This window comes from Ruegeria sp. SCP10 (genome assembly GCF_040329495.1).
Classification (GTDB): Bacteria; Pseudomonadota; Alphaproteobacteria; order Rhodobacterales; family Rhodobacteraceae; genus Ruegeria.
The window spans coordinates 191,128-211,206 of the sequence record NZ_JBDZYF010000001.1 but is presented as its reverse complement, the minus strand read 5'-3'; the positions used below and the strand labels follow the sequence as shown (position 1 = coordinate 211,206).

The 20,079-nt window shown below is 58.6% G+C and carries 15 protein-coding genes; 6 read left to right on the top strand and 9 right to left on the bottom strand.

Translation table 11 applies throughout. The features are described 5' to 3' along the window. Positions 1-4: 4 nt before the first annotated feature. The gene (locus ABLN87_RS01110) at positions 5-1,405 is read right to left on the bottom strand and encodes an amidase (protein ID WP_353006624.1); all 1,401 of its coding nucleotides are present in this window, start codon (positions 1,403-1,405) and stop codon (positions 5-7) included. 184 nt (positions 1,406-1,589) lie between these two features. Further along, complete coding sequence (gene prfB / locus ABLN87_RS01105) at positions 1,590-2,714, bottom strand: peptide chain release factor 2 (protein WP_353006621.1); 1,125 nt, start codon at positions 2,712-2,714, stop codon at positions 1,590-1,592. A 77-nt stretch (positions 2,715-2,791) separates the two neighbouring features. Between prfB and ABLN87_RS01100 the strand changes: the two genes are divergently transcribed. Beyond that, the gene (locus ABLN87_RS01100) at positions 2,792-3,625 is read left to right on the top strand and encodes an aminoglycoside phosphotransferase family protein (RefSeq protein ID WP_353006618.1); all 834 of its coding nucleotides are present in this window, start codon (positions 2,792-2,794) and stop codon (positions 3,623-3,625) included. On the opposite strand, the gene ABLN87_RS01095 is transcribed toward ABLN87_RS01100, so the two are convergent. The 3 genes from ABLN87_RS01095 to ABLN87_RS01085 form a co-directional block, all read right to left on the bottom strand. After that, positions 3,619-6,108: a penicillin-binding protein 1A gene (locus ABLN87_RS01095; protein WP_353006615.1), complete on the bottom strand. Its 2,490-nt coding sequence runs from the start codon at positions 6,106-6,108 to the stop codon at positions 3,619-3,621. The genes ABLN87_RS01100 and ABLN87_RS01095 overlap by 7 nt on opposite strands. 94 nt (positions 6,109-6,202) lie before the next feature. Beyond that, complete coding sequence (locus tag ABLN87_RS01090) at positions 6,203-7,423, bottom strand: N-acetylmuramoyl-L-alanine amidase (protein ID WP_353006612.1); 1,221 nt, start codon at positions 7,421-7,423, stop codon at positions 6,203-6,205. Positions 7,424-7,489: 66 nt separating this feature from the next. After that, on the bottom strand, positions 7,490-8,653 hold the full coding sequence (locus tag ABLN87_RS01085; RefSeq protein WP_353006610.1) for a pyridoxal phosphate-dependent aminotransferase: 1,164 nt from the start codon (positions 8,651-8,653) through the stop codon (positions 7,490-7,492). On the opposite strand from ABLN87_RS01085, the gene ABLN87_RS01080 reads away from it, so the two are divergent. From ABLN87_RS01080 to ABLN87_RS01065, 4 genes are all read left to right on the top strand, one after another. After that, on the top strand, positions 8,652-10,037 hold the full coding sequence (locus ABLN87_RS01080; protein WP_353006607.1) for a M48 family metalloprotease: 1,386 nt from the start codon (positions 8,652-8,654) through the stop codon (positions 10,035-10,037). The genes ABLN87_RS01085 and ABLN87_RS01080 overlap by 2 nt on opposite strands. Continuing rightward, positions 10,034-10,792 (top strand): DsbA family protein, encoded by a 759-nt coding sequence (locus tag ABLN87_RS01075; protein ID WP_353006604.1) that lies wholly within the window; start codon positions 10,034-10,036, stop codon positions 10,790-10,792. The genes ABLN87_RS01080 and ABLN87_RS01075 overlap by 4 nt, the downstream gene beginning before the upstream one ends. A gap of 10 nt (positions 10,793-10,802) precedes the next feature. Then, a complete protein-coding gene (locus tag ABLN87_RS01070; RefSeq protein ID WP_353006601.1) occupies positions 10,803-11,873 on the top strand; it encodes an agmatine deiminase family protein in 1,071 nt (356 codons plus the stop codon). A 183-nt stretch (positions 11,874-12,056) separates the two neighbouring features. Then, entirely contained in the window at positions 12,057-13,007 is a 951-nt protein-coding gene (locus ABLN87_RS01065) for a Hint domain-containing protein (RefSeq protein ID WP_353006598.1), read from the top strand. A gap of 18 nt (positions 13,008-13,025) precedes the next feature. On the opposite strand, the gene ispG is transcribed toward ABLN87_RS01065, so the two are convergent. The 3 genes from ispG to hemA all read right to left on the bottom strand — a co-directional run bounded on the left by ispG (position 13,026) and on the right by hemA (position 16,779). Next, positions 13,026-14,147 (bottom strand): flavodoxin-dependent (E)-4-hydroxy-3-methylbut-2-enyl-diphosphate synthase, encoded by a 1,122-nt coding sequence (gene ispG, locus ABLN87_RS01060; RefSeq protein ID WP_353006595.1) that lies wholly within the window; start codon positions 14,145-14,147, stop codon positions 13,026-13,028. Positions 14,148-14,218: 71 nt separating this feature from the next. After that, on the bottom strand, positions 14,219-15,424 hold the full coding sequence (locus tag ABLN87_RS01055) for a helix-turn-helix domain-containing protein (protein ID WP_353006592.1): 1,206 nt from the start codon (positions 15,422-15,424) through the stop codon (positions 14,219-14,221). A gap of 131 nt (positions 15,425-15,555) precedes the next feature. Further along, complete coding sequence (gene hemA / locus ABLN87_RS01050; RefSeq protein WP_353008362.1) at positions 15,556-16,779, bottom strand: 5-aminolevulinate synthase; 1,224 nt, start codon at positions 16,777-16,779, stop codon at positions 15,556-15,558. Positions 16,780-17,111: 332 nt separating this feature from the next. Between hemA and ABLN87_RS01045 the strand changes: the two genes are divergently transcribed. Beyond that, a complete protein-coding gene (locus ABLN87_RS01045; RefSeq protein WP_353006589.1) occupies positions 17,112-18,497 on the top strand; it encodes a dipeptidase in 1,386 nt (461 codons plus the stop codon). Between the two features lie 134 nt (positions 18,498-18,631). On the opposite strand, the gene lpdA is transcribed toward ABLN87_RS01045, so the two are convergent. After that, on the bottom strand, positions 18,632-20,026 hold the full coding sequence (gene lpdA, locus ABLN87_RS01040; protein ID WP_353006586.1) for a dihydrolipoyl dehydrogenase: 1,395 nt from the start codon (positions 20,024-20,026) through the stop codon (positions 18,632-18,634). Positions 20,027-20,079 lie beyond the last annotated feature (53 nt).

Sequence of the window (20,079 nt, the reverse complement as noted above, 5' to 3'; positions counted from 1 at the left end):
GGCGTTACTGCAAGGCGGGCCGCCTTTGGGGCCACTCTGTTGCCGCATGACAGGCCGCACCAATGGACAACAGGCGGGCATCCGACCCACGCGGCCCGAACAGTTGCAACCCCATCGGCAATCCTTGCCCCCCAAAACCGGCAGGAACCGCCAGGCAGGGCAGACCGATCAGGCTGACGGGCACGGTCACATGCATCCAGCGGTGATATGTATCCATGGCCCGCCCAGAGATTTCGGTGGGGTATGGCAGGTCGACATCAAATGGCCAGACCTGCGCCGCCGGCAGGATCAGGGCATCGTAGCGGTCAAAAACCTCGACTGCCTTACGGAACCAATCGGACCGTACCACGCTCGCCTGATGCACTTGCATCGCCGACAGCGCCAGCCCCCAGTCCAGTTCCCACTGTGCGCTGTCTTTTAGGGCATCTCGGTTCTGGGACAATGGCTCAAGACCCGAGGCAACAGACCAAGAGCGCAACGTGATCCAACTGTCCCACAAACGCTCCGCATCAAAAGGCGGCGGTATCCGCTCGATATGGGCCCCCAACTGCCCGAATACGCCCAAAGCCGTTTCGCAGAGGTCCAATATCCCCGCCTCCATCGGGAAGGCACCCCCCCAATCCGCCAGCCAGCCAATGCGCATCCCCGTCAAATCCAGGGGCTCAACCGGCGACACAGACCCATGGGGCGCGTTCAAGGGCAATCGCGAATCAAACCCCGCGATCACATCCAGCAACAGGCCAATATCCTCGGGGCTGCGCGCCATTGGTCCAAGGGTTGACAGTTGGTGCAGAAAGCTGTCCCCAACCGGGTCCGACGGCACCAGGCCCCAACTGGGCCGAAACCCGTAGACGTTGTTCCAGGCGGCCGGGTTGCGCAAGCTGCCCATCATGTCCGATCCATCGGCCAGCGTCACCATCCCGGTCGCCAAGGCCACCGCCGCCCCACCCGAAGACCCACCGCAGGTCCGTGCGGCATCGTAGGGATTGCGTGTCGCCCCATAGACCGGATTGAACGTATGCGACCCAAGGCCAAATTCCGGCGTGTTGGTCTTGCCAATCAGGATCGCCCCCGCCGCCCGCATCCGCGCCGCGATCAAATCATCCGTCTCGGGCACGAACCCGTCAAACAGCGGCGATCCTTGTGATGAGACGACACCCGCTACATTGACCAAATCCTTCACCGCCACGGGCACCCCATGAAGTGCCCCGCGTATTGGCCCGGCATCGATCGCACGCGCCTCGGCCAACAGCGCCTCTTCATCCCGTAACGCCACGATGGCGTTCACCGCGCCGTTGACCTGCCCGATCCGCTCCAGCGTCGCGCGCATCACGCCTTCCGCAGACACCCGCCGCTCCGATAAGTCCGCGATCAGCATCCGCGCAGAATATTTTGTGATGTCCATTTAGGCTCCAGCGGCAGGGGTCGTGAAAGTCACACCCAGCCTAGCTGCGCCACCAGATCATTAAAACCCACTGTTTCAATACATCTTTTCCGCCCCGGACACGCACACCGGATCCGCTTCATCTGGCCAAAAATATCCCGGGGGAGTCGCGGCCTGCCGCGGCGGGGCAGAGCCCCCTGCCGACTTACTCGCCTTGCGCTTCGGACCGGCTTTTACCCGCCACATTCAACGCCAGCGTCGCCGCCATGAACCCATCCAGATCCCCGTCCAACACCCCTTTGGTGTCCGAGGTCTCATGGTTTGTCCGCAGGTCTTTCACCATCTGATAGGGCTGCAACACGTAAGACCGGATCTGGTTGCCCCAGCCCGCATCACCTTTCGCCTCATGCGCGGCGTTGATGTCGGCGTTCCGGCGGTCCAGCTCTTGCTGATAAAGCCGCGATTTCAGTGCCTTCATCGCAATATCCCGGTTCTGGTGCTGCGATTTCTCGGACGAGGTCACAACAATCCCGGTTGGGATGTGCGTAATACGTACCGCCGAGTCGGTGGTGTTTACGTGCTGGCCACCTGCACCGGATGACCTGTAAGTATCGATCCGAATATCCGACGGGTTCACCTCGATCTCGATATTGTCGTCCACGACCGGGTAGACCCAGACCGAACTGAAAGACGTATGCCGTTTTGCCGCCGAATCGAACGGAGAAATTCGCACCAATCGGTGCACGCCGCTTTCCGATTTCAGCCAACCATAAGCATTATGACCGGTGATTTTATACGCCGCAGACTTAATCCCAGCCTCTTCACCGGCCGTCTCCGATTGCAACTCGACCGTATAGCCCTTTTTCTCTGCCCAGCGCACATACATGCGCGCCAGCATCGAGGCCCAGTCGCAGCTTTCCGTGCCACCTGCACCTGAATTGATCTCAAGAAAAGTGTCGTTGCCGTCAGCCTCGCCATCCAACAGCGCTTCAAGCTCTTTCTTGGCAGCCTTCGAGCCCAGCTTGGCGATGGCCTCTTCGGCGTCCTTAACAACCTCGTCATCCTCTTCCATCTCGCCCAGTTCGATCAGCTCAATATTGTCGCTAAGGTCAGTTTTGATGGATTCGTATGTCTCAATGGCGTCGACCAGCATCTGCCGCTCGCGCATCAGTTTCTGCGCGTTTTCAGGGCTGTCCCACAGGTTCGGATCCTCGACCCGCGCATTGAACTCCTCAAGCCGGTGAGGCGCGGTTTCATAGTCCATGCGCTGCGCCAGCAGCTCCAGCGACTTTTCTATCTCCGCCACGATATTTTGGGTTTCGGCGCGCATGGTGTTGTCCCAACTTGCTCAATCAGGCCTGCGTGATAGCAAGAGGTGGAGGCCACCACAAGACAGGCGCATCGGGAATGCAGAACCCACCACAAGAGATTCTGGATCAATGGCAGCTGACCTTGATTGCGCCGGTTGCTGAAACCGGCGCGGCCCGTGTTTGGAAGGTTCTGAATTCTGGCGGCACAGCAGCTGCGCTTAAGCTCTATCATCGCCCGGATCGCGGCAACGAAGCAGCGGGAAGCGAAATCCTGAGCTCTTGGCAAGACCGGGGGGCCGTCAGGATTCTCAAAGAAACCGGAACGGCGATCCTGATGGAATGGCTCGAAGGCCCCACGCTCGGGGATATCGCGCGGCGGGGAGAGTATGGTCAGGCCCTAGTCACTTTGGCAGAGACAGCTAAACGCCTGCACGCCAAGGCCACCCCGCAGATTTCTGGGCTGCGCCCGCTGACCCAGGTGTTCCGCCCCTTGCTTGAATGCCAGTTCGCCCCCTCCTGCCCGGCCGATCTGGTTCGGGATATGCAACAGGCCACCCAATTGGCACAAAGCCTGTTGAACAGTCAGACGAGAATTACCCCGCTGCACGGCGATCTGCACCCCGACAATGTCATCCTCAGCGGCGCGTGTCCGCGTGTCATCGACGCCAAAGGCTATCTGGGCGATCTTGCCTTTGAACTGGCCAACGCGATCCGGCATCCCAAGGGTATGCCGCAGCTCGTGCGCCAACCTGATCACATGAACAAATGCCTTTCGCTCTACGCAGATACCCTTGGCGTTGACCGACAGCGCCTGGCCCAATGGGCCGCCGCCAAATGCGCGTTGTCGATCTACTGGAGGGCAAGCGGCCCCCTTGCACAAGACAAAGAGGCCGATTTGTTGCGTATGCTACTTAACGCAGCAAATCAGTAAAGACCGCCCGTGCTCAAATCGCCTTGCGAGGCTTTCGGGCCGACGGTGACCGTTTCACCTGTTGAGGTTTGCACCTGTACACCTGCGCGCTGAACTTCTTCGAACAGCGGCAGGTCTGATCCGATGGCAAAACCACCATCATAGATCCGATCGATAAAGCCATCGACACCATCGCGGAAATACTCCGCCACGACATAATCACCTGTCGCCTCTGCGGGCAAGCGCGCGCCGCTGAACCGGTCGATCTTGATAAAATGACCACCGGGCGGCACGTCAAACGGGCCCCCGCCATACTTCTCAACCGCTTTTTCCATGAAGCTTTGGAACACCGGGCCGCACATGGTGCCGCCATAGGCCCCCCTGCCCATCGGGCGCGGACGGTCATAGCCGATGTAGCACCCCGCTACGATGTTCGAGGTAAAGCCGATGAACCAGGCGTCTTTCGAGTCGTTGGTCGTTCCGGTCTTACCCGCAGTCGGCACCGGAAGGTTCACAAAGCGCGAGGCCGTACCCCGGTCGACAACACCCTTCATCATCGAGGTTAGCTGATAGGCCGTAATCGCATCCATGACCTGCGAGCGGTTGGTCTCAATCGTGGGCGATTCATCCGGCTCCAGCCAGCTGGAATTGCAATCCAGACATTGCCGATCATCATGGCGATAGATCGTCTTGCCGAACCGATCCTGAATTCGGTCGACCAGCGTGGGCTCTACCCGTTCACCGCCATTTGCGAACATCGCGTAAGCCGCAACCATTTTGTAGAGCGTCGTCTCTTCGGACCCAAGTGAGCTGGCCAGGAAAGCGCCCATGCGGTCATACACACCGAACCGCTCGGCGTATCCGGCAACAACTGGCATCGTCACCTCTTGCGCCAAACGGATGGTCATCAGGTTTCGGGATTGTTCGATCCCGGTACGCAGCGGCGTCGGGCCGTAGAATTTGTTCGACGAGTTCTTGGGCCGCCACAAGCCCTGTGGCGTGTTCACTTCAATCGGCGCGTCCACAACGATGGTTGCCGGGCTATAGCCGCTGTCCAGCGCAGCCGCATAGACGAAAGGCTTGAATGAAGACCCCGGCTGGCGCTGCGCCTGCGTCGCGCGGTTGAACACAGTGTCCTGGTACGAGAACCCCCCCTGCATTGCCAAAACGCGGCCTGAGTTCACGTCCATCGCGACAAAGCCGCCCTGCACTTCGGGCACCTGACGGGCGGACCACTGCCCCTCTTCCCCGGCCATCACAAGGATCACATCGCCGCGTTTGAAATTGTCGAAGAAATTGCCCTGCATCCACTTGATGTCAGAACGCGGGATGATGCCGTCGGATGGACCATCCTCGATCCCGACGGTCAATTGCTGCTCGGCGACGTCCAGCACCACAGCCGGATACCATTGGGTCGGCAGCACCACATCGCGCGGGATTTCCATCAGAGACAGCGCATCGCGCCATTGCGCCTCATCCGCCAGCGCGTCTTCGGCAATCACCTCACCGGTTCCACGCCATTTGCCACGAGACAGGTCATATTTCTGCAATGCGGTACGCAGGGCCTTGGCGGCCTCGACCTGCATTTCCTCATCAACCGAGGCACGAACAGTGAAACCCCCGGTAAAGAATTCGCCCTCACCAAAATCCTCACTCAGCTGGCGGCGGATTTCATCGGTAAAATAATCGCGCGGTGGCAGCGCGGTGCGGAAGCTTTCGAAATCGCCGTTCTGCACCGACCGCAAAGGCATCTCGACTTCGGTCTCATAAGTCGCCTGATCGATATAGCCGTTCTGGTTCATCTCGCGCAGCACATAGTTGCGGCGTGCAAGCAGGCGTTCTTTTTGCCGAACCGGGTGATAGTCAGACGGCGCCTTGGGCATCGAGGCCAGTGTCGCGGCCTCATGCGGGGCCAGTTCCTGCAAGGTCTTGTTGAAATAGGTCTGGGCGGCAGCGGTTACACCATAAGAGTTCTGACCCAGGAAAATCTCGTTCATATAGAGTTCGAGGATTTGCTCCTTGTCCAAGGTATCCTCAAGCCGGGTGGCGAGGATGATCTCTTTGATCTTGCGCTCGGCCCGGCGGTCGCCGGACAACAGGAAGTTCTTCATCACCTGCTGCGTGATGGTCGAGGCCCCGCGCACGGTTTCCCCTTTGGTGCGCACCGCCTCAACCCCAGCCGCGATGATCCCGCGCGGGTCATAGCCCTGATGGCTGTAGAAATTCTTGTCTTCGGCAGAAATAAAGGCCTGCTTCACCAGATCGGGGATTTCCTCGGACGGGGTGAACAGGCGGCGCTCCTGCGCGAACTCGTCGATCAGCTGGCCTTCGCCTGAATAAATCCGGCTGATCGTTGGCGGTTTGTATTGGGCCAGTGATTCATGGCTGGGCAAGTCACGACCATACATCCAGAACACGGCACCAACCACCAGCGCCGCCATAAAAATACCCAAAGTCACGAGGCTGAAGATCGCCCCGAAAATCGAAAGAACAAACCGGATCACGTTACTGCCTTTTTCTCGCGCTGCCGCCTATATAGGGGCGCACCGCCCAAGGGTCAAAACCACAGGCACATTCTAGCCGTTTTGAGGCGTCAGGTCACTGTCCAATCAGGGACCGCCTGATCACATCCTGCTGGTTCCAGTCCTCAAGCCCCTGATAAATACCAAAGGCCATCTTGGCGCGCCAATCGGGGTTTTTGATATTTTCCAGGTCTCGGGGGCTGGACAGAAACCCCAATTCCACCAGAACCGAGGGTATATCTGCGGCCTTCAGCACCGAGAATGATGCGGTGCGCAATGGCTTGCGATTCATTGGCCCGCCCTGCTGCGCCATACCATTGACCAGGGCCTGCGCCAGCGCGTCTGTGCGGGGCTCGGTCTCTTGCCGGGCCAGATCCAGCAGGACGTCCGTGACCACATCATCCGCACCTTTCAGATCGACGCCCGCCAGCAAATCCGCGCGATCGTGGCGTTCGGCCAGCTTTGCACTGGCCACATCTGAGGCCTCATCCGACAGGGTGTAAACCGCCGCGCCATGAGCCTGCCCCTCGGACAGCGAATCCGCATGCAGCGAGATAAACACATCCGCGCCTGCCCGATGCGCCAGCGCGATGCGACGTTCCAGCGAAACGAACTGATCGTCTACACGGGTCATGACCACCTCATACCCGCCGGAACGCAACAGCATTTCCCGCAGTTCGCGCGCAAAGGTCAGCATCATGTTTTTCTCGGTGATCCCCCCAACCTCAGCCCCCGGATCGATACCGCCATGTCCGGGGTCCAGCATCACGCGCAAAGGGCCATCGGACTTGCGGGGGGTCGCCTGACCGGTCAGCGAAGGTTCAGGCAAATCCCAACCGGGATTCTTGGGCTCACCTGCCGAGGCGTTGAACACGTCGAAATCAACGCCTTTGAGGTTGAGCGTCAGCGTGGCCGTGCCAGCATTCGGATCGATCTGCATCTCGGCGGTGTCCACGGCCATCGGTGCACCAAGTTCCAGCACCAATCGAGACCAGCCAGGAACATAAGCGCCAAACCGAACGCCGCTGATCAGCTCGGATTGCAGGAAGTCTGAACTGTTCAGGCCACTCCAGTCGACCTCTTGGAAATCCATCACCATCCGGTATGGATCGCGCAGGGTGAAGATGCGGTACGGCACCCCCTGGCTAAGGCCAAGATCGACCTGCACACCGGTGCGACCGGTGTCGACAATGCGGCTTTGATCCGGCTGAATGCGTGCAAGGGCGCTGAAATCCTGCGCGACAGCAGCACAAGACAGCGCCCAGATCAGCGCGATGCAATAGAAAATCCTGCTCATGGCCTCAAGTTATCCCGAGATCGTTTGGTAGGCACCCTATACCAAGCCGCAGCTTTTGTGAACGGGTCAGCCCTGTCGCACCAACGCGCCGCGTTCGGACATGAATGCCTGTAGTCGCGCCAGTCCCTCTTGGATATCAGCAGTGGCGCGCGCGTAGGAAAATCGCAGGGTCGTGTGCCCGCGCGTGGGGTCGAAATCCAGCCCCGGCGTGACTGCAACGCCCGCCTTGTCCAGAATGTCAGCCGCAAAGGCGCGACTGTCATTGGTCAGATCCGAGACATCAGCATAGACGTAGAACGCCCCATCAGGTGGGGCGATATTGGTGAAACCGGCCTTGGGCAGCCCGTCCAGCATTAACGCTCGGTTCCGGCGATAGACGTCGAGATTGGCTTGCAATTCATCCGTGCACTCCATCGCGGCCAGCGCGGCCACCTGACTGGCATGAGGGGCGCAGATGAACATGTTCTGGGCAATGCGCTCGACCACGCGCACCTGATCCTCGGGCACCACCATCCAACCAACCCGCCAGCCGGTCATCGAGAAATACTTGGAAAATGAGTTGATCACATAGCACTCATCCGTCAGTTCCAATGCGGTGACGGCTTTGGCCTCATATTCCAGCCCATGGTAGATTTCATCGCTGATGAAGGATGCGCCCTGCTCGTACGCCGCATCGATCAGAGCGCCCATGGCTGCGCGATTCAGCATGGTGCCGGTCGGATTGGCGGGTGACGCCACCATCAGACCCTGCAGGTCCAGCCCTGCGAAATCGGATGGCACAGGCTGCAATCGGTTCTCGGGCGCGGTTGGCAGATCGACCGGCACCAATCCCAGCGCTTTCAGAATTTGTCGATAAGACGGATAGCCCGGCGCGCCGATGCCGACGCGGTCGCCGCTGTCGAACAGCGCTGTAAAGGCCAGAAGAAACCCGCCCGACGACCCCGGAGTGATCACCACCCGTTCGGAGCTCAGATCGACATTGTACCAATCGCCATACATCTGCGCGATGCGCTGGCGCAGCGCGGGCAGGCCCAAAGCCACCGTATAGCCCAACGGGCCCTGCTGCATCGCGTGGGCCAAAGCCTCGGTCGCGCCTTTCGGAGCACCGGTTCCGGGCTGGCCGACTTCCATATGAATGATATGGCGTCCGGCCTCTTCTGCTTTGCGCGCGGCCTCCATCACGTCCATCACAATAAACGGATCGACCCCGGATCGGGTTGAGTTTCTCATGCCCATCTCCCATGTTGCAGCCATGGCTTTTGAACGTGTATCCCGGCTGGCGTCAATCCCGGCCCTGATACTGGCGGCTGTCCTGTGGCTGACGGCGGCGGTGCAGAGCCATGCGCAAAGCCTGATCCGCGACCCCGATATCGAATACGGCCTGCGAGAACTGGCCTTTCCCGTGCTCCGCGCAGCCGGGCTGAACACCAACCGGGTTCGAATCCTAGTGGTCAATGACAGCACGTTTAACGCCTTTGTGATCGACTATAACGCGATCTACTTGAACTATGGCCTGATCCTGGGCGTCGACAGCCCCGAAATGCTGCAGGCGGTGATCGCACACGAAGCCGCGCATATCGCCAACGGGCATCTGGCGCGGCGTTCAGAGAATCTGCGTGCGGCGAACCGCAATGCAGGCCTTGGCACCGCATTGGCGCTGATCGCAGCTGCGGCGGGCGGCGGAGAGGCCGCCGCCGGGATTGCCGCGGGTGTGCAGAGCTCTGCGCTGCGTAGCTTTCTGGGGCATACACGGGCTGAAGAGGCCTCGGCCGATCGCAGCGCGGCCAGCTACTTGCGATGGGCCGGTATCTCCCCCAGCGGGATGGTCACGCTTCACCGCAAATTCGCTGGGCAAGAACTGCTGAGCACGGCAAATCAGGACCCGTATATGCGGTCGCATCCCACCAGCCGCGAACGCCTGCGCGCCGCCGAAGCGTTTCTGGAAGAGTTCGGCGACAAGGCCCAGCCCAACGCAAATGCCGACTACTGGTTTGCGCGTGTCAAAGGCAAGCTCTCGGCCTTTTTGCGCACCCCGTCCTGGACCCTGCGCCGCGCCAAGGAAGAGACCGATCGCGACATCCGCATGATGCGAGAAGCCTCGGCCCACCATCAGAACCGCAATCTGGCCAGTGCGCGCGCCGCGATTGACGAGGCGCTGGCCATTCGCCCGGACGATCCGTTCTACTATGAGCTCAAGGGGCAAATCCTGTTGGAAAACAGACAACTGGCTGAGGCGGTTCAAGCCTATGGTCAGGCAGTTGAAATGGCACCGAATGACTCGTTGATCCTGGCAGGCTATGGGCGTGCCCTTTTGGCGCAAGGCAAGACCAAGGACGCCCTGCACGTGCTTGAAAAGGCACGCGCTCGCGATTTTCGCGATGCCCGCCTGATGCGGGATTTGGGACTGGCCTACGCACAGGTCGGCAACAATGGGATGGCCTCGGCCGTCACCGCTGAGAGATATGCCCTGCAAGGCCGGCTGGCGGATGCAGGGATCCACGCAAGGCGCGCCGTCGGGCAATTACCCGAGGGGTCTCCGGGTTGGCAAAGGGCACAGGATGTGTTGATTGCGTCGGAACGCGCAAAGAAGAACTCGAAAAGGAAACGGAAATGATCCTCAGACATGCAGCCCCCGCCCTACTGGGGCTTTCCCTGATCGCAGGCCCGGCACAAGCGCTGGATCTGAACGCCATGAGCGATGCGGAACGCGCCGAATTTGGTGCGCAGGTGCGCGAATTCCTTCTGGAAAACCCCGAGGTTATTCTGGAAGCGATCAATATTCTGGAACAGCGCAACGCCGCAGCCGAAGCCGCCGCAGACAAGGATCTGGTGGCCGCAAACGTGGATGAGCTGTTCAATGACGGCTACAGCTGGATCGGCGGCAACCCGGATGGCGACATCACCCTTGTCGAATTCATGGACTATCGCTGTGGCTATTGCCGCCGCGCGGTTCCTGAGGTCGCGCAGTTGCTGGAAGCCGACGGAAACATCCGTTTGGTGATCAAGGAATTCCCGATCCTTGGCGATGCCTCGGTTCTGTCTTCGCGCTTTGCCGTGGCCGCCAAGCATGTGGCCGGGGACGATGCGTATAAGCAGGTGCATGACGCCCTGCTGGAATTCACAGGAGAGCCCAGCGAAGTCACCCTGCGCCGCATCTCCTACGGTCTGGGCCTGGACAGCGACGCCATCATCGCCGCTATGGACAGCGATCAGGTCACCGATGAGATCACCCGCACCCGCGCGTTGGCGCAACGGATGCAGATCTCGGGTACGCCGTCCTTTGTTCTGGGCACCGAAATGCTGCGCGGCTTCCTGCCTGCGGATCAGATGCAGCAGATTGCAGATGGTGTTCGGGCTGATCGGGGGTGAATAGGCCCAGATGCGCAGACGTGAATTCGTCCTTGGTATCGGAGCGGTAGGCGCCTTGTCTCAGGCACGTTACGCATCCGCGGGCCCTTCTGCTGGCTACTTCGTACCGGCAGAAGAGGAACCTCACCAGCTTACGTTCATGCAATGGCCGGTAAACCGTGCTGTTTATCGCGACACGGAATGGCTGAAGATGGTTCAGCAGACCATTGCGGATATCGCAAACGCCATATCGGCTTTTGAACCCGTGGTCATGCTTGCGGCGCGGGAACACCATGGTCAGGCGCGCCGCTCTCTCTCGGACAATGTCCAGCTTTGGGATGTTCCAACAGATGATCTTTGGTGTCGGGACAGCGGTCCGATCTTTGTGACAAATACCTCGGGCGATCTGGCCATCAGCCACATTCAATTCAACGGCTGGGGTGGCAAGCAGGTTCATAAGAACGATGCGCAAATCGCCCGTCGCATCGCCGAGCGGCTGGACATCCCGATCATACCGACCGGGCTAAACGGCGAAGCCGGAGGCGTGGAACAGGACGGCCACGGCCTGCTCATGGCCCATGAGAGTTCGTGGGTAAATGAAAACCGCAATCCCGGGCTATCGCGCGCAGAGGTCGAGGCTTTGCTTTTAAAGGGTTACGGCGCAGAACGGATGATCTGGTCCGAGGGCGTTTTGGGCGAGGACATAACAGATTACCACATCGACAGTCTGGCACGGTTCACGGGGCCCGGGCGGGTGCTGATCAATTTGCCGGATGACCCTGATCCGAACGACCCGTTCCATACCGCCGCCTTGGACACTCATGACAGGCTGATCGCCGAAGGCTTGCGTGTCGAAGTCATTCCGGAGCCATATGAGCGCCGCGTGCGCGACCCGGAATTTGTCGCCTCCTACGCCAACTACTATGTTTGCAACGGCGCGGTGATCATGGCCCAGTTTGGCGATGCGGAAACCGACGACATCGCTCGAAACGCGCTCAAGCGCCACTACGCCGGGCGTGAGATTGTTACCCTGGACGTCGATCCCCTGGGCGAATTGGGTGGCGGCATTCACTGCGCGACGCAACAAATGCCCAGTTCATAAGGATGATCCGGCAAAACCGGGTTGATGAAGCTCAAACAGTTTTGTGGTGCTTTACTTGGTCACCCGACCGCAATGTGCAGGGAATCTACATGTTAATTCCGTGATTTTGCCACTATTGCGCGCGACGACGCTGATAAGCGTATCATCAGATTTACTGAGTTTTTGAACGAGTTGAGATGATTTATGCCCAGTATTGACATAATAGGCGTTACCGGAACGGCTTGGGGAACCTTTACATCTCTGGGTGTCGTCGGGACGATCACGTTTTCGGACGATGACTCATTTGGCATAGGCGACAACAACCCTGATACGGAAACAGCCAACCTGCCCGTCATTACCGCCGTAACCGGGTCTTTGCCCGCAAGTTGGGTTGGGCAAACTCTTGCCTTTGGCTGGCAACAGCAAATCGATGGAACCGGCGGCCCGGATGCATTGGGAATGGTGATCGGCGGCGGCGGAAACTTCATCTCGACCCACCTCGTTCAGTATCCGGGTGGTACTCCAATCGTCACGGGGACAACTTATACGGCTTCGGGAATTGTAAACGTTCCGTCCGAAATCGTTGTGTGTTTTGTCGCTGGAACCCGGATACGAACCGTCAATGGTGAGGTTTCGGTGGAAGACCTAGCTGTTGGCGATCTTGTCCATACCAAAGACAACGGCGCACAACCCATTCGCTGGATTGGCGCAGCAAAGCGCTTCGCGCATGGCGACTTGGCCCCTGTCGTCTTCAAGAAAGGCGCAATTGGCAACAGCGATGTTCTGAAACTGTCGCCGCAGCACCGGATTCTCATTACAGGTTGGAGGGCCCAGTTGTTGTTTGGAGAGGGTGAGGTTCTGGTGCCTGCCAAAGCTCTGGTCAACGACAGCTCGATCCGTTTCGAACCAGGTGGGTATGTCGACTACTATCACATCCTCTTCGACACTCATGAGATCATCTATTCCAACGGAGTGGAGACAGAAAGCCTGTTTCCTGCGGATCAAAGCCTTGAGGCAACAGGTCAAAGTGCCCGCGATGAAATTCTGGACCTCTTTCCCGAATTGGCAGATCGCGAACCGGTTTCCTTCGCCAACACGGCCCGGAAATCCATCTGTGTCAGAGAAGGTCGCCTGCTTACTCCGCCAGCCCGGTAGTTGCGCCAGTACCTAAAGCTACTCCGCCGCTTCTGCTGCTGCGTCCAGTTCTGCGGCTTTCTTCTCTACTTCTTCGACGATATGCTCGATCATCTGGTCGTTTGACATCTTGTGGCTGGCTTTGCCCGCCAGATACACCATGCCGGACCCGGCCCCACCGCCGGTAAAGCCCACATCGGTCATCAACGCCTCGCCTGGGCCGTTGACCACGCAACCGATGATCGACAGGGACATCGGTGTCTTGATATGTTCCAGCCGTTGCTCCAGAGCCTCAACCGTCTTGATCACGTCAAACCCCTGACGCGCGCAGGAAGGGCATGAGATAATGTTCACGCCCCTATGGCGCAGGCCCAGAGATTTCAGAATCTCATAGCCCACCTTAACCTCTTCCACCGGATCGGCAGACAAGCTGACGCGGATTGTGTCGCCGATACCCATCCACAGCAGGTTGCCCAGACCGATGGCCGATTTGATGGTGCCACTGACCAGCCCGCCGGCCTCGGTAATGCCCAGATGGATCGGCGCGTCTGTGGCCTCGGCAATGCCCTGATAGGCGGCAGCCGACAGGAACACGTCGCTGGCCTTCACGCTGATCTTGAAATTATGAAAGTCATTGTCTTTCAGAATGCGGATATGCTCCAACCCGCTTTCAACCATCGCCTCGGGGCAGGGTTCGGCATATTTCTCAAGCAGGTGCTTTTCCAAACTGCCCGCATTCACGCCGATCCGGATGGAACAGTCGTGGTCGCGTGCGGCCTGGATGACCTCTTTCACGCGCTGTTCATTGCCAATATTGCCCGGATTGATCCGCAGGCAGGCAGCACCTGACTCGGCGGCTTCGATGCCACGACGGTAGTGAAAGTGGATATCAGCCACGATCGGCACAGGACTTTCGCGCACGATCTCTTTCAGAGCTTTTGATGATGCCTCATCCGGCACCGAAACGCGCACAATATCGGCCCCTGCCTCAGCCGCCGCCTGCACCTGCGCCACCGTCGCCGCCACATCCGTGGTCAACGTGTTGGTCATGGTTTGAACTGCAATCGGGGCATCGCCACCGACCGGCACGTTCCCCACCATGATCTGACGAGACTTACGACGATAGATGTTCCGCCAGGGGCGTACATGATTGAGGGACATAGGGACCGGTCCGCATCTGCCTGAGTTGCGTCTTTAGATAGTCCGCCAATCGGGGTACCGCAATGGCTAGATCACTCAGAGGGCTGTTCTGCCACGTCTGTCTGCAGCTCAGCGACCAACTGCTTAAGTGCGCTGTTCTGCTCGGCCTCAAGATCGGCCACGGCATAAACCTCGGACACGGCATCCTTGGACAGAACGACACCCTTGGCGACGGTGCCGGGGGCACCCGCAGGGCCAAAATGCTGGCCGTCCATCGAGAAATAGACCGAACCAGACGCCCCTGCCCGCAGCTGAGGTGGTTCTTCGGTCAATGGAACCTCGAACACGTTGCCTTGTTCGACGGTGCCAAGCGTGCCTTCAAATATCACGCTGCCATCGGCGGCCGTAACGCGCATCCAAGCTGGATCCACGGCCACGATTTTCAGAGTTGTGTCGATCTGTTCAACAACCTGCGGCAAGCTTGGGCGTTCGACGGTATGAATGTCTGCCACGACAACTTCGGGCAATTCCGGTGGACGGAAGGCTCCTACATCACGCGGGTCGAGCGTTGAGATAGGCGCATCGCGCGCGACCAGAACAGGGACATCCAGCGCTTGCGGGCGATACAGACGGTCCAGCGCTTCGGTGTTGGCCGCCGCTATTTCGACTTCGGCTGTATTGGTCCGGGCCGCATCCAAAGGATCCAGATCTGACAGAACGACCGGTGCCTGTTCAACTGGGCTGACCTGAACCTGTTGAATCTTGTTCAAAACAGACCAGCCGCCATAGCCGATGCCGGCAATCACTGCCAACAGCACCAAAGACGAGCCAATCGCGCGTGGCTCAATCTGGCTGACCAGAGATTCCTTGCCCGGAATGTAAGGCGTGTTCGGCGAAATGAACGGGTCACGACCCATCGGTCCGCGTGCCAGAACATCGCCAGAAGGTTTGCGCACAACCGAGGCCTCGGCCGACATCCCATGCGCGACCTCAAAACCACTTTCCGCGCAGAAGCTGGCAAAGGTCTCATCCGGGTTCATGCCCAGATACCTAGCGTAGGAACGAACATACCCGGCGATGAAGCCGGGTGTATCAAACGCATCAGGATCGGCGTTTTCGATGGCGGCGATGTAGTTGGCCTTAATCCGCAGCTCTCGCTGCACATCCAGAAGCGACTTACCCATGGTGGCGCGCTCACCGCGCATCTGGTCGCCCAGACGCACTTCGTAGTCGTCAAAACCCTTAGGTCTGAACTCCACGCCTTCTTCAGATTCGCGCTGTGATCTGCGCCCAATCATGCCTGCCGCCCCATTCTGCCTGTCACGCGTTTTGCGCTAACGCCGAATCGTCCCCCATAGACGATTCGTCCGCTTCTTTTGTTAGCGTAAGCTTAACACGTGGCAAATAAGTTGCACACTTTAGCGTAAGGTTATCCGGCAAGTTCGGCGCGATTTAGCGCACAATGTGACCAAAGTTCGTCCATCGCCTGAACCAAGCGGTTCATTTCGCCCGGTCCATGCACCGGAGACGGCGTAAACCGCAACCGCTCAGTTCCGCGCGGAACGGTCGGGAAATTGATCGGTTGCACATAAATGCCATAGTCATCCAGCAACCGGTCGCTCAGAATTTTCGTATGGACCGGATTGCCCACGATGACGGGCACAATATGGCTGCCATGATCAATCAACGGCAGCCCCATCCCCTTCAGACGCAGTTTGAGGATCTTGGCCTGGGTCTGATGCTGCTCGCGCAGCTCGGGCGCCGTTTTCAGATAGGCCACCGAGGCAGCGGCCCCCGCTGCAACGGCAGGCGGCAGAGACGTGGTAAAGATGAAGCCCGGCGCGTAAGAGCGTACCGCGTCACACATCTTTTCGCTGGCGGCGATATAGCCACCCATCACGCCATAGGCCTTGGCCAGCGTGCCGTTGATGATGTCGATGCGATGGGCCAGACGATCCCGCTCGGTCACGCCACCGCCACGTGGGCCATACATGCCAACCGCATGCACCTCATCAATGTAAGTGAGCGCGCCGAATTCATCGGCCAGATCGCAAATCTGTTCGATGGGTCCAAAATCCCCATCCATGGAATAGACCGATTCAAACGCGATCAGTTTGGGTGCTTTGGGGTCGTCGGCTTCCAGTAACTCACGCAAATGTTCCACATCATTGTGGCGGAAGATGCGCTTAGACCCGCCGTTGCGGCGTACGCCTTCGATCATCGAGGCATGGTTCAGCGCGTCAGAATAGATAATGAGGCCCGGGAATAGCTTTGGCAAAGTGCTGAGCGTTGCGTCATTCGCGATATAGGCACTGGTGAACAGCAGAGCCGCTTCTTTGCCATGCAAATAGGCAAGCTCGGCCTCAAGCCGCTTGTGATAAACGGTGGTGCCCGAGATATTGCGGGTGCCACCTGAACCTGCGCCAGAAGCATCGACGGCTTCGTGCATCGCATCCAGAACCACCGCATTCTGCCCCATGCCGAGATAGTCATTGCCACACCAAACAGTGATATCCTGCGTCGACCCATCCGGACGCGTCCGCACCGCATGGGGGAAATGCCCCTTGCGGCGTTCGATGTCGATGAAAGTCCGGTAACGTCCTTCGTCATGCAGCCTGGCAATCGCAGTATCGAGCTGAGCAGTATAGTCCAAAGGACCCTCCTTGGTCGCCCGGTGAACGGTCAGAAAACCGGGCATATTCTTTCCAGCGTCACAGCTTACACTGTTTGGGACGCGTTTGCATTCACCTGTTATTCGGCCTATCGCCAACGGGTAAACCCAACTTTGATTTGCATCAAATACAGCCTTGTTCTCGCCCCGACAAGTAAAGTTGCGGATATCTGGCGCGAGGAAACGACGCAGGCGAAAGTCGATGTTTCAAATAAGCTCCAATACAATACTCAGTTTACTAACTCCGCCGACTGGACCTTGGCGATAACGCTGATAGGTTTCGGCCAACACAGTCTACCACAAAGGAATCCTTCATGTCTTTAGACCCTGTGCTCAGTCGGATTGACGATGACCTGCAAAGCGCGATCGACCGTTTGATGGAGCTGCTGCGCATCCCGTCGATCTCAACCGATCCTGCCTACAAGGAACAAGTTGATCAGGCTGCCGATTGGTTGGTCGGGGATTTGCAAAGCATTGGTATTCAGGCCGAAAAACGCGAAACACCAGGCCATCCGATGGTTGTGGGCCATGTGGGCGAAGGCCAAGACGGGCCTCATGTTTTGTTCTATGGCCACTACGATGTGCAGCCTGTCGATCCGCTGAGCTTGTGGAATCGTGATCCGTTTGATCCGGCCCTCGAAGATACAGAGCATGGGCAGGTCATCCGCGGGCGCGGGTCCTCGGACGACAAGGGCCAGTTGATGACCTTTGTCGAGGCCTGCCGCGCCTGGAAAGCGGTTCACGGCACCCTGCCCTGCCGCATCACATTTTTCTTCGAGGGTGAAGAAGAATCCGGTTCACCCTCTCTGGTGCCGTTTCTGGAGGCCAACAAGGACGAATTGCAGGCCGATCTGGCGCTGGTCTGCGATACGTCGATGGTATCGCGGGGGGTACCGTCGATTGCTTCGCAGTTGCGCGGTATGCTCAAGGATGAGTTCACCATCGTCGGGCCGCGCATCGACTTGCATTCGGGCCACTATGGCGGCCCCGGCCTGAACCCCCTGCGTGAGCTTTCGAAAATTGTGGATTCATTCTACGACGATGAAACCGGCCGCGTTGCCGTGGAAGGCTTCTACGAAGGCGTCCACGAAGTGCCTGCCGAGCAGTTGCGCCAATGGCAGAATTGCGGGTTTGACGAAGCCGAGTACCTGAATTCGGTCGGCTACAGCCAACCGCATGGGGAAAAGGGCTATTCCACGCTTGAACAGCAATGGGCCCGGCCAACGCTCGAGGTGAACGGGCTGTGGGGTGGCTACAACGGTGCAGGGTCGAAAACGGTTATCCCATCCGAGGCGCATTGCAAGATAACCTGTCGCCTTGTGGGTGACATGGACCCGGACGCGCTGCGTGACAAAATCCGCAAACATGTAGAAGATCGCCTGTCACCAGATGCCAAAGTAGTATGGGACAACGACCTGGAAGGATCGCCAGCCTCGGTCATGAATCTGAACCGGCCTGAATTCGAAGCCGCACGCGGTGCGCTATCTGACGAATGGGGCCGCGAGGCGGTCTTTACCGGGATGGGCGGCTCTATCCCTGTCGTTGGGTATTTCAACACAGTGCTCGGGCTGGATTCCATGCTGGTCGGCTATGCCAATGACGATGACGCCATCCATTCGCCCAACGAAAAATATGACGTCAAAAGCTTCCACAAGGGCATCCGTTCCTGGGCCCGCATTCTGGACGCTTTGAATAAGTAGAAGTATTTTGCGAGGCTCTGCCTCGCGCTCCGAGGTATTTGGGAACAGAAGAAGTTCGGATGCCCTGCTTCTTCTGTTTGAAAATACCTCGGGGGAGTCGTGGCTTGCCGCGACGGGGGCAGAGCCCCCTACCCTTACATGTGGATTACGCGCCCATAGGCATCCAGAACGGCTTCGTGCATCATCTCTGACAGGGTCGGATGCGGGAAGACGGTGTTCATCAGATCTTCTTCGGTAGTCTCCAACTGGCGGCCAACCACATAGCCCTGAATCAGTTCTGTGACTTCCGCGCCGATCATATGGGCGCCCAGCAGCTCTCCGGTCTTGGCGTCAAAGACAGTTTTGATCAGACCTTCAGGCTCACCCAGTGCGATGGCCTTGCCATTGCCGATGAAGGGGAAGCGACCGACCTTGATGTCATAGCCAAGTTCCTTTGCCTTGGCTTCGCTGTACCCGACCGAGGCGACCTGCGGTTGGCAATAGGTGCAGCCTGCGATGCTTTCGGGCTTGACCGGGTGCGCGTGTTTCCCGGCGATCAGGTCCGCGACCATAACGCCTTCGTGGCTAGCCTTATGCGCCAGCCAGGGAGCGCCTGCGATATCACCAATGGCATAGAGCCCATCGACGCCGGTACGGCAATATTCATCCGTGACCACGTGGGTCCGGTCTATTTTGACGCCAAGCGCTTCCAGCCCCAGGTTTTCGACATTGCCGACGATGCCGACAGCGGAGATCACAGTGTCGAAATTGTGTTTTTCGATTTTGCCCTTCACCTCGATATGTGCGGCAACCTTGCCTTTGGCGCGATCCAGTTGTTTGACCATCGCCTTTTCCATGATGGTCATGCCTTGTTTGGTAAAGGCCTTCTTGGCAAACGCACTGATCTCGGCGTCTTCGACGGGCAGTACGCGGTCCATGACTTCGACAACGGTCGTATCCGCGCCCAGCGTGTTATAGAAACTGGCGAATTCGATCCCGATTGCGCCCGAGCCGATGACGAGCAGCTTCTTCGGCATCCGCGGCGGTTGCAGCGCGTGTTTATATGTCCAAACCAGATCGCCGTCAGCTTCCAGCCCCGGCAATTCACGCGCGCGGGCGCCGGTGGCCAGAACGATGTTCTTGGCGGTCAGTTCTTCGGTGCCTTTGTCTGTTTTGACCGTAACCTTGCCTTTGGCCGGTATCGTCGCCTCGCCCATCACCACGGTCACTTTGTTCTTCTTCAGCAGGTGTCCGATGCCACCCGAAAGCTGCCCTGCTACACCGCGTGAGCGTTTGACGACCGCATCCAGATCATATCCGACCTTATCCGCCTTCAGGCCGAAATCCTTGGCGCGCTCCATCAGGTGGAACACCTCGGAAGAGCGCAGCAGTGCCTTGGTCGGGATACAGCCCCAATTCAGGCAGATCCCGCCCAGATGCTCTCGTTCAACCACACAGGTATTTAACCCCAATTGCGCGGCGCGGATAGCAGCGACATAGCCCCCCGGACCAGCCCCGATAACGATCAGATCAAAAGATTGTGCAGCCATGTGTCCCTCTCGGCGCAGGTCGAACGAAATTTAGTTTACCATTAAACTACTTC

Bases quoted from the DNA above. Each gene is read 5' to 3' on its own strand.
- prfB (WP_353006621.1), bottom strand. From the start codon at position 2,714: ATGCGCGCCGAAACCCAAAATATCGTGGCGGAGATAGAAAAGTCGCTG.
- ABLN87_RS01045 (WP_353006589.1), top strand. From the start codon at position 17,112: ATGTCTTTAGACCCTGTGCTCAGTCGGATTGACGATGACCTGCAAAGC.
- ABLN87_RS01065 (WP_353006598.1), top strand. From the start codon at position 12,057: ATGCCCAGTATTGACATAATAGGCGTTACCGGAACGGCTTGGGGAACC.
- ABLN87_RS01100 (WP_353006618.1), top strand. From the start codon at position 2,792: ATGCAGAACCCACCACAAGAGATTCTGGATCAATGGCAGCTGACCTTG.
- ABLN87_RS01110 (WP_353006624.1), bottom strand. From the start codon at position 1,405: ATGGACATCACAAAATATTCTGCGCGGATGCTGATCGCGGACTTATCG.
- ABLN87_RS01090 (WP_353006612.1), bottom strand. From the start codon at position 7,423: ATGAGCAGGATTTTCTATTGCATCGCGCTGATCTGGGCGCTGTCTTGT.
- ispG (WP_353006595.1), bottom strand. From the start codon at position 14,147: ATGTCCCTCAATCATGTACGCCCCTGGCGGAACATCTATCGTCGTAAG.
- ABLN87_RS01070 (WP_353006601.1), top strand. From the start codon at position 10,803: ATGCGCAGACGTGAATTCGTCCTTGGTATCGGAGCGGTAGGCGCCTTG.
- ABLN87_RS01055 (WP_353006592.1), bottom strand. From the start codon at position 15,424: ATGATTGGGCGCAGATCACAGCGCGAATCTGAAGAAGGCGTGGAGTTC.
- ABLN87_RS01075 (WP_353006604.1), top strand. From the start codon at position 10,034: ATGATCCTCAGACATGCAGCCCCCGCCCTACTGGGGCTTTCCCTGATC.
- ABLN87_RS01085 (WP_353006610.1), bottom strand. From the start codon at position 8,653: ATGAGAAACTCAACCCGATCCGGGGTCGATCCGTTTATTGTGATGGAC.
- lpdA (WP_353006586.1), bottom strand. From the start codon at position 20,026: ATGGCTGCACAATCTTTTGATCTGATCGTTATCGGGGCTGGTCCGGGG.
- ABLN87_RS01080 (WP_353006607.1), top strand. From the start codon at position 8,652: ATGCCCATCTCCCATGTTGCAGCCATGGCTTTTGAACGTGTATCCCGG.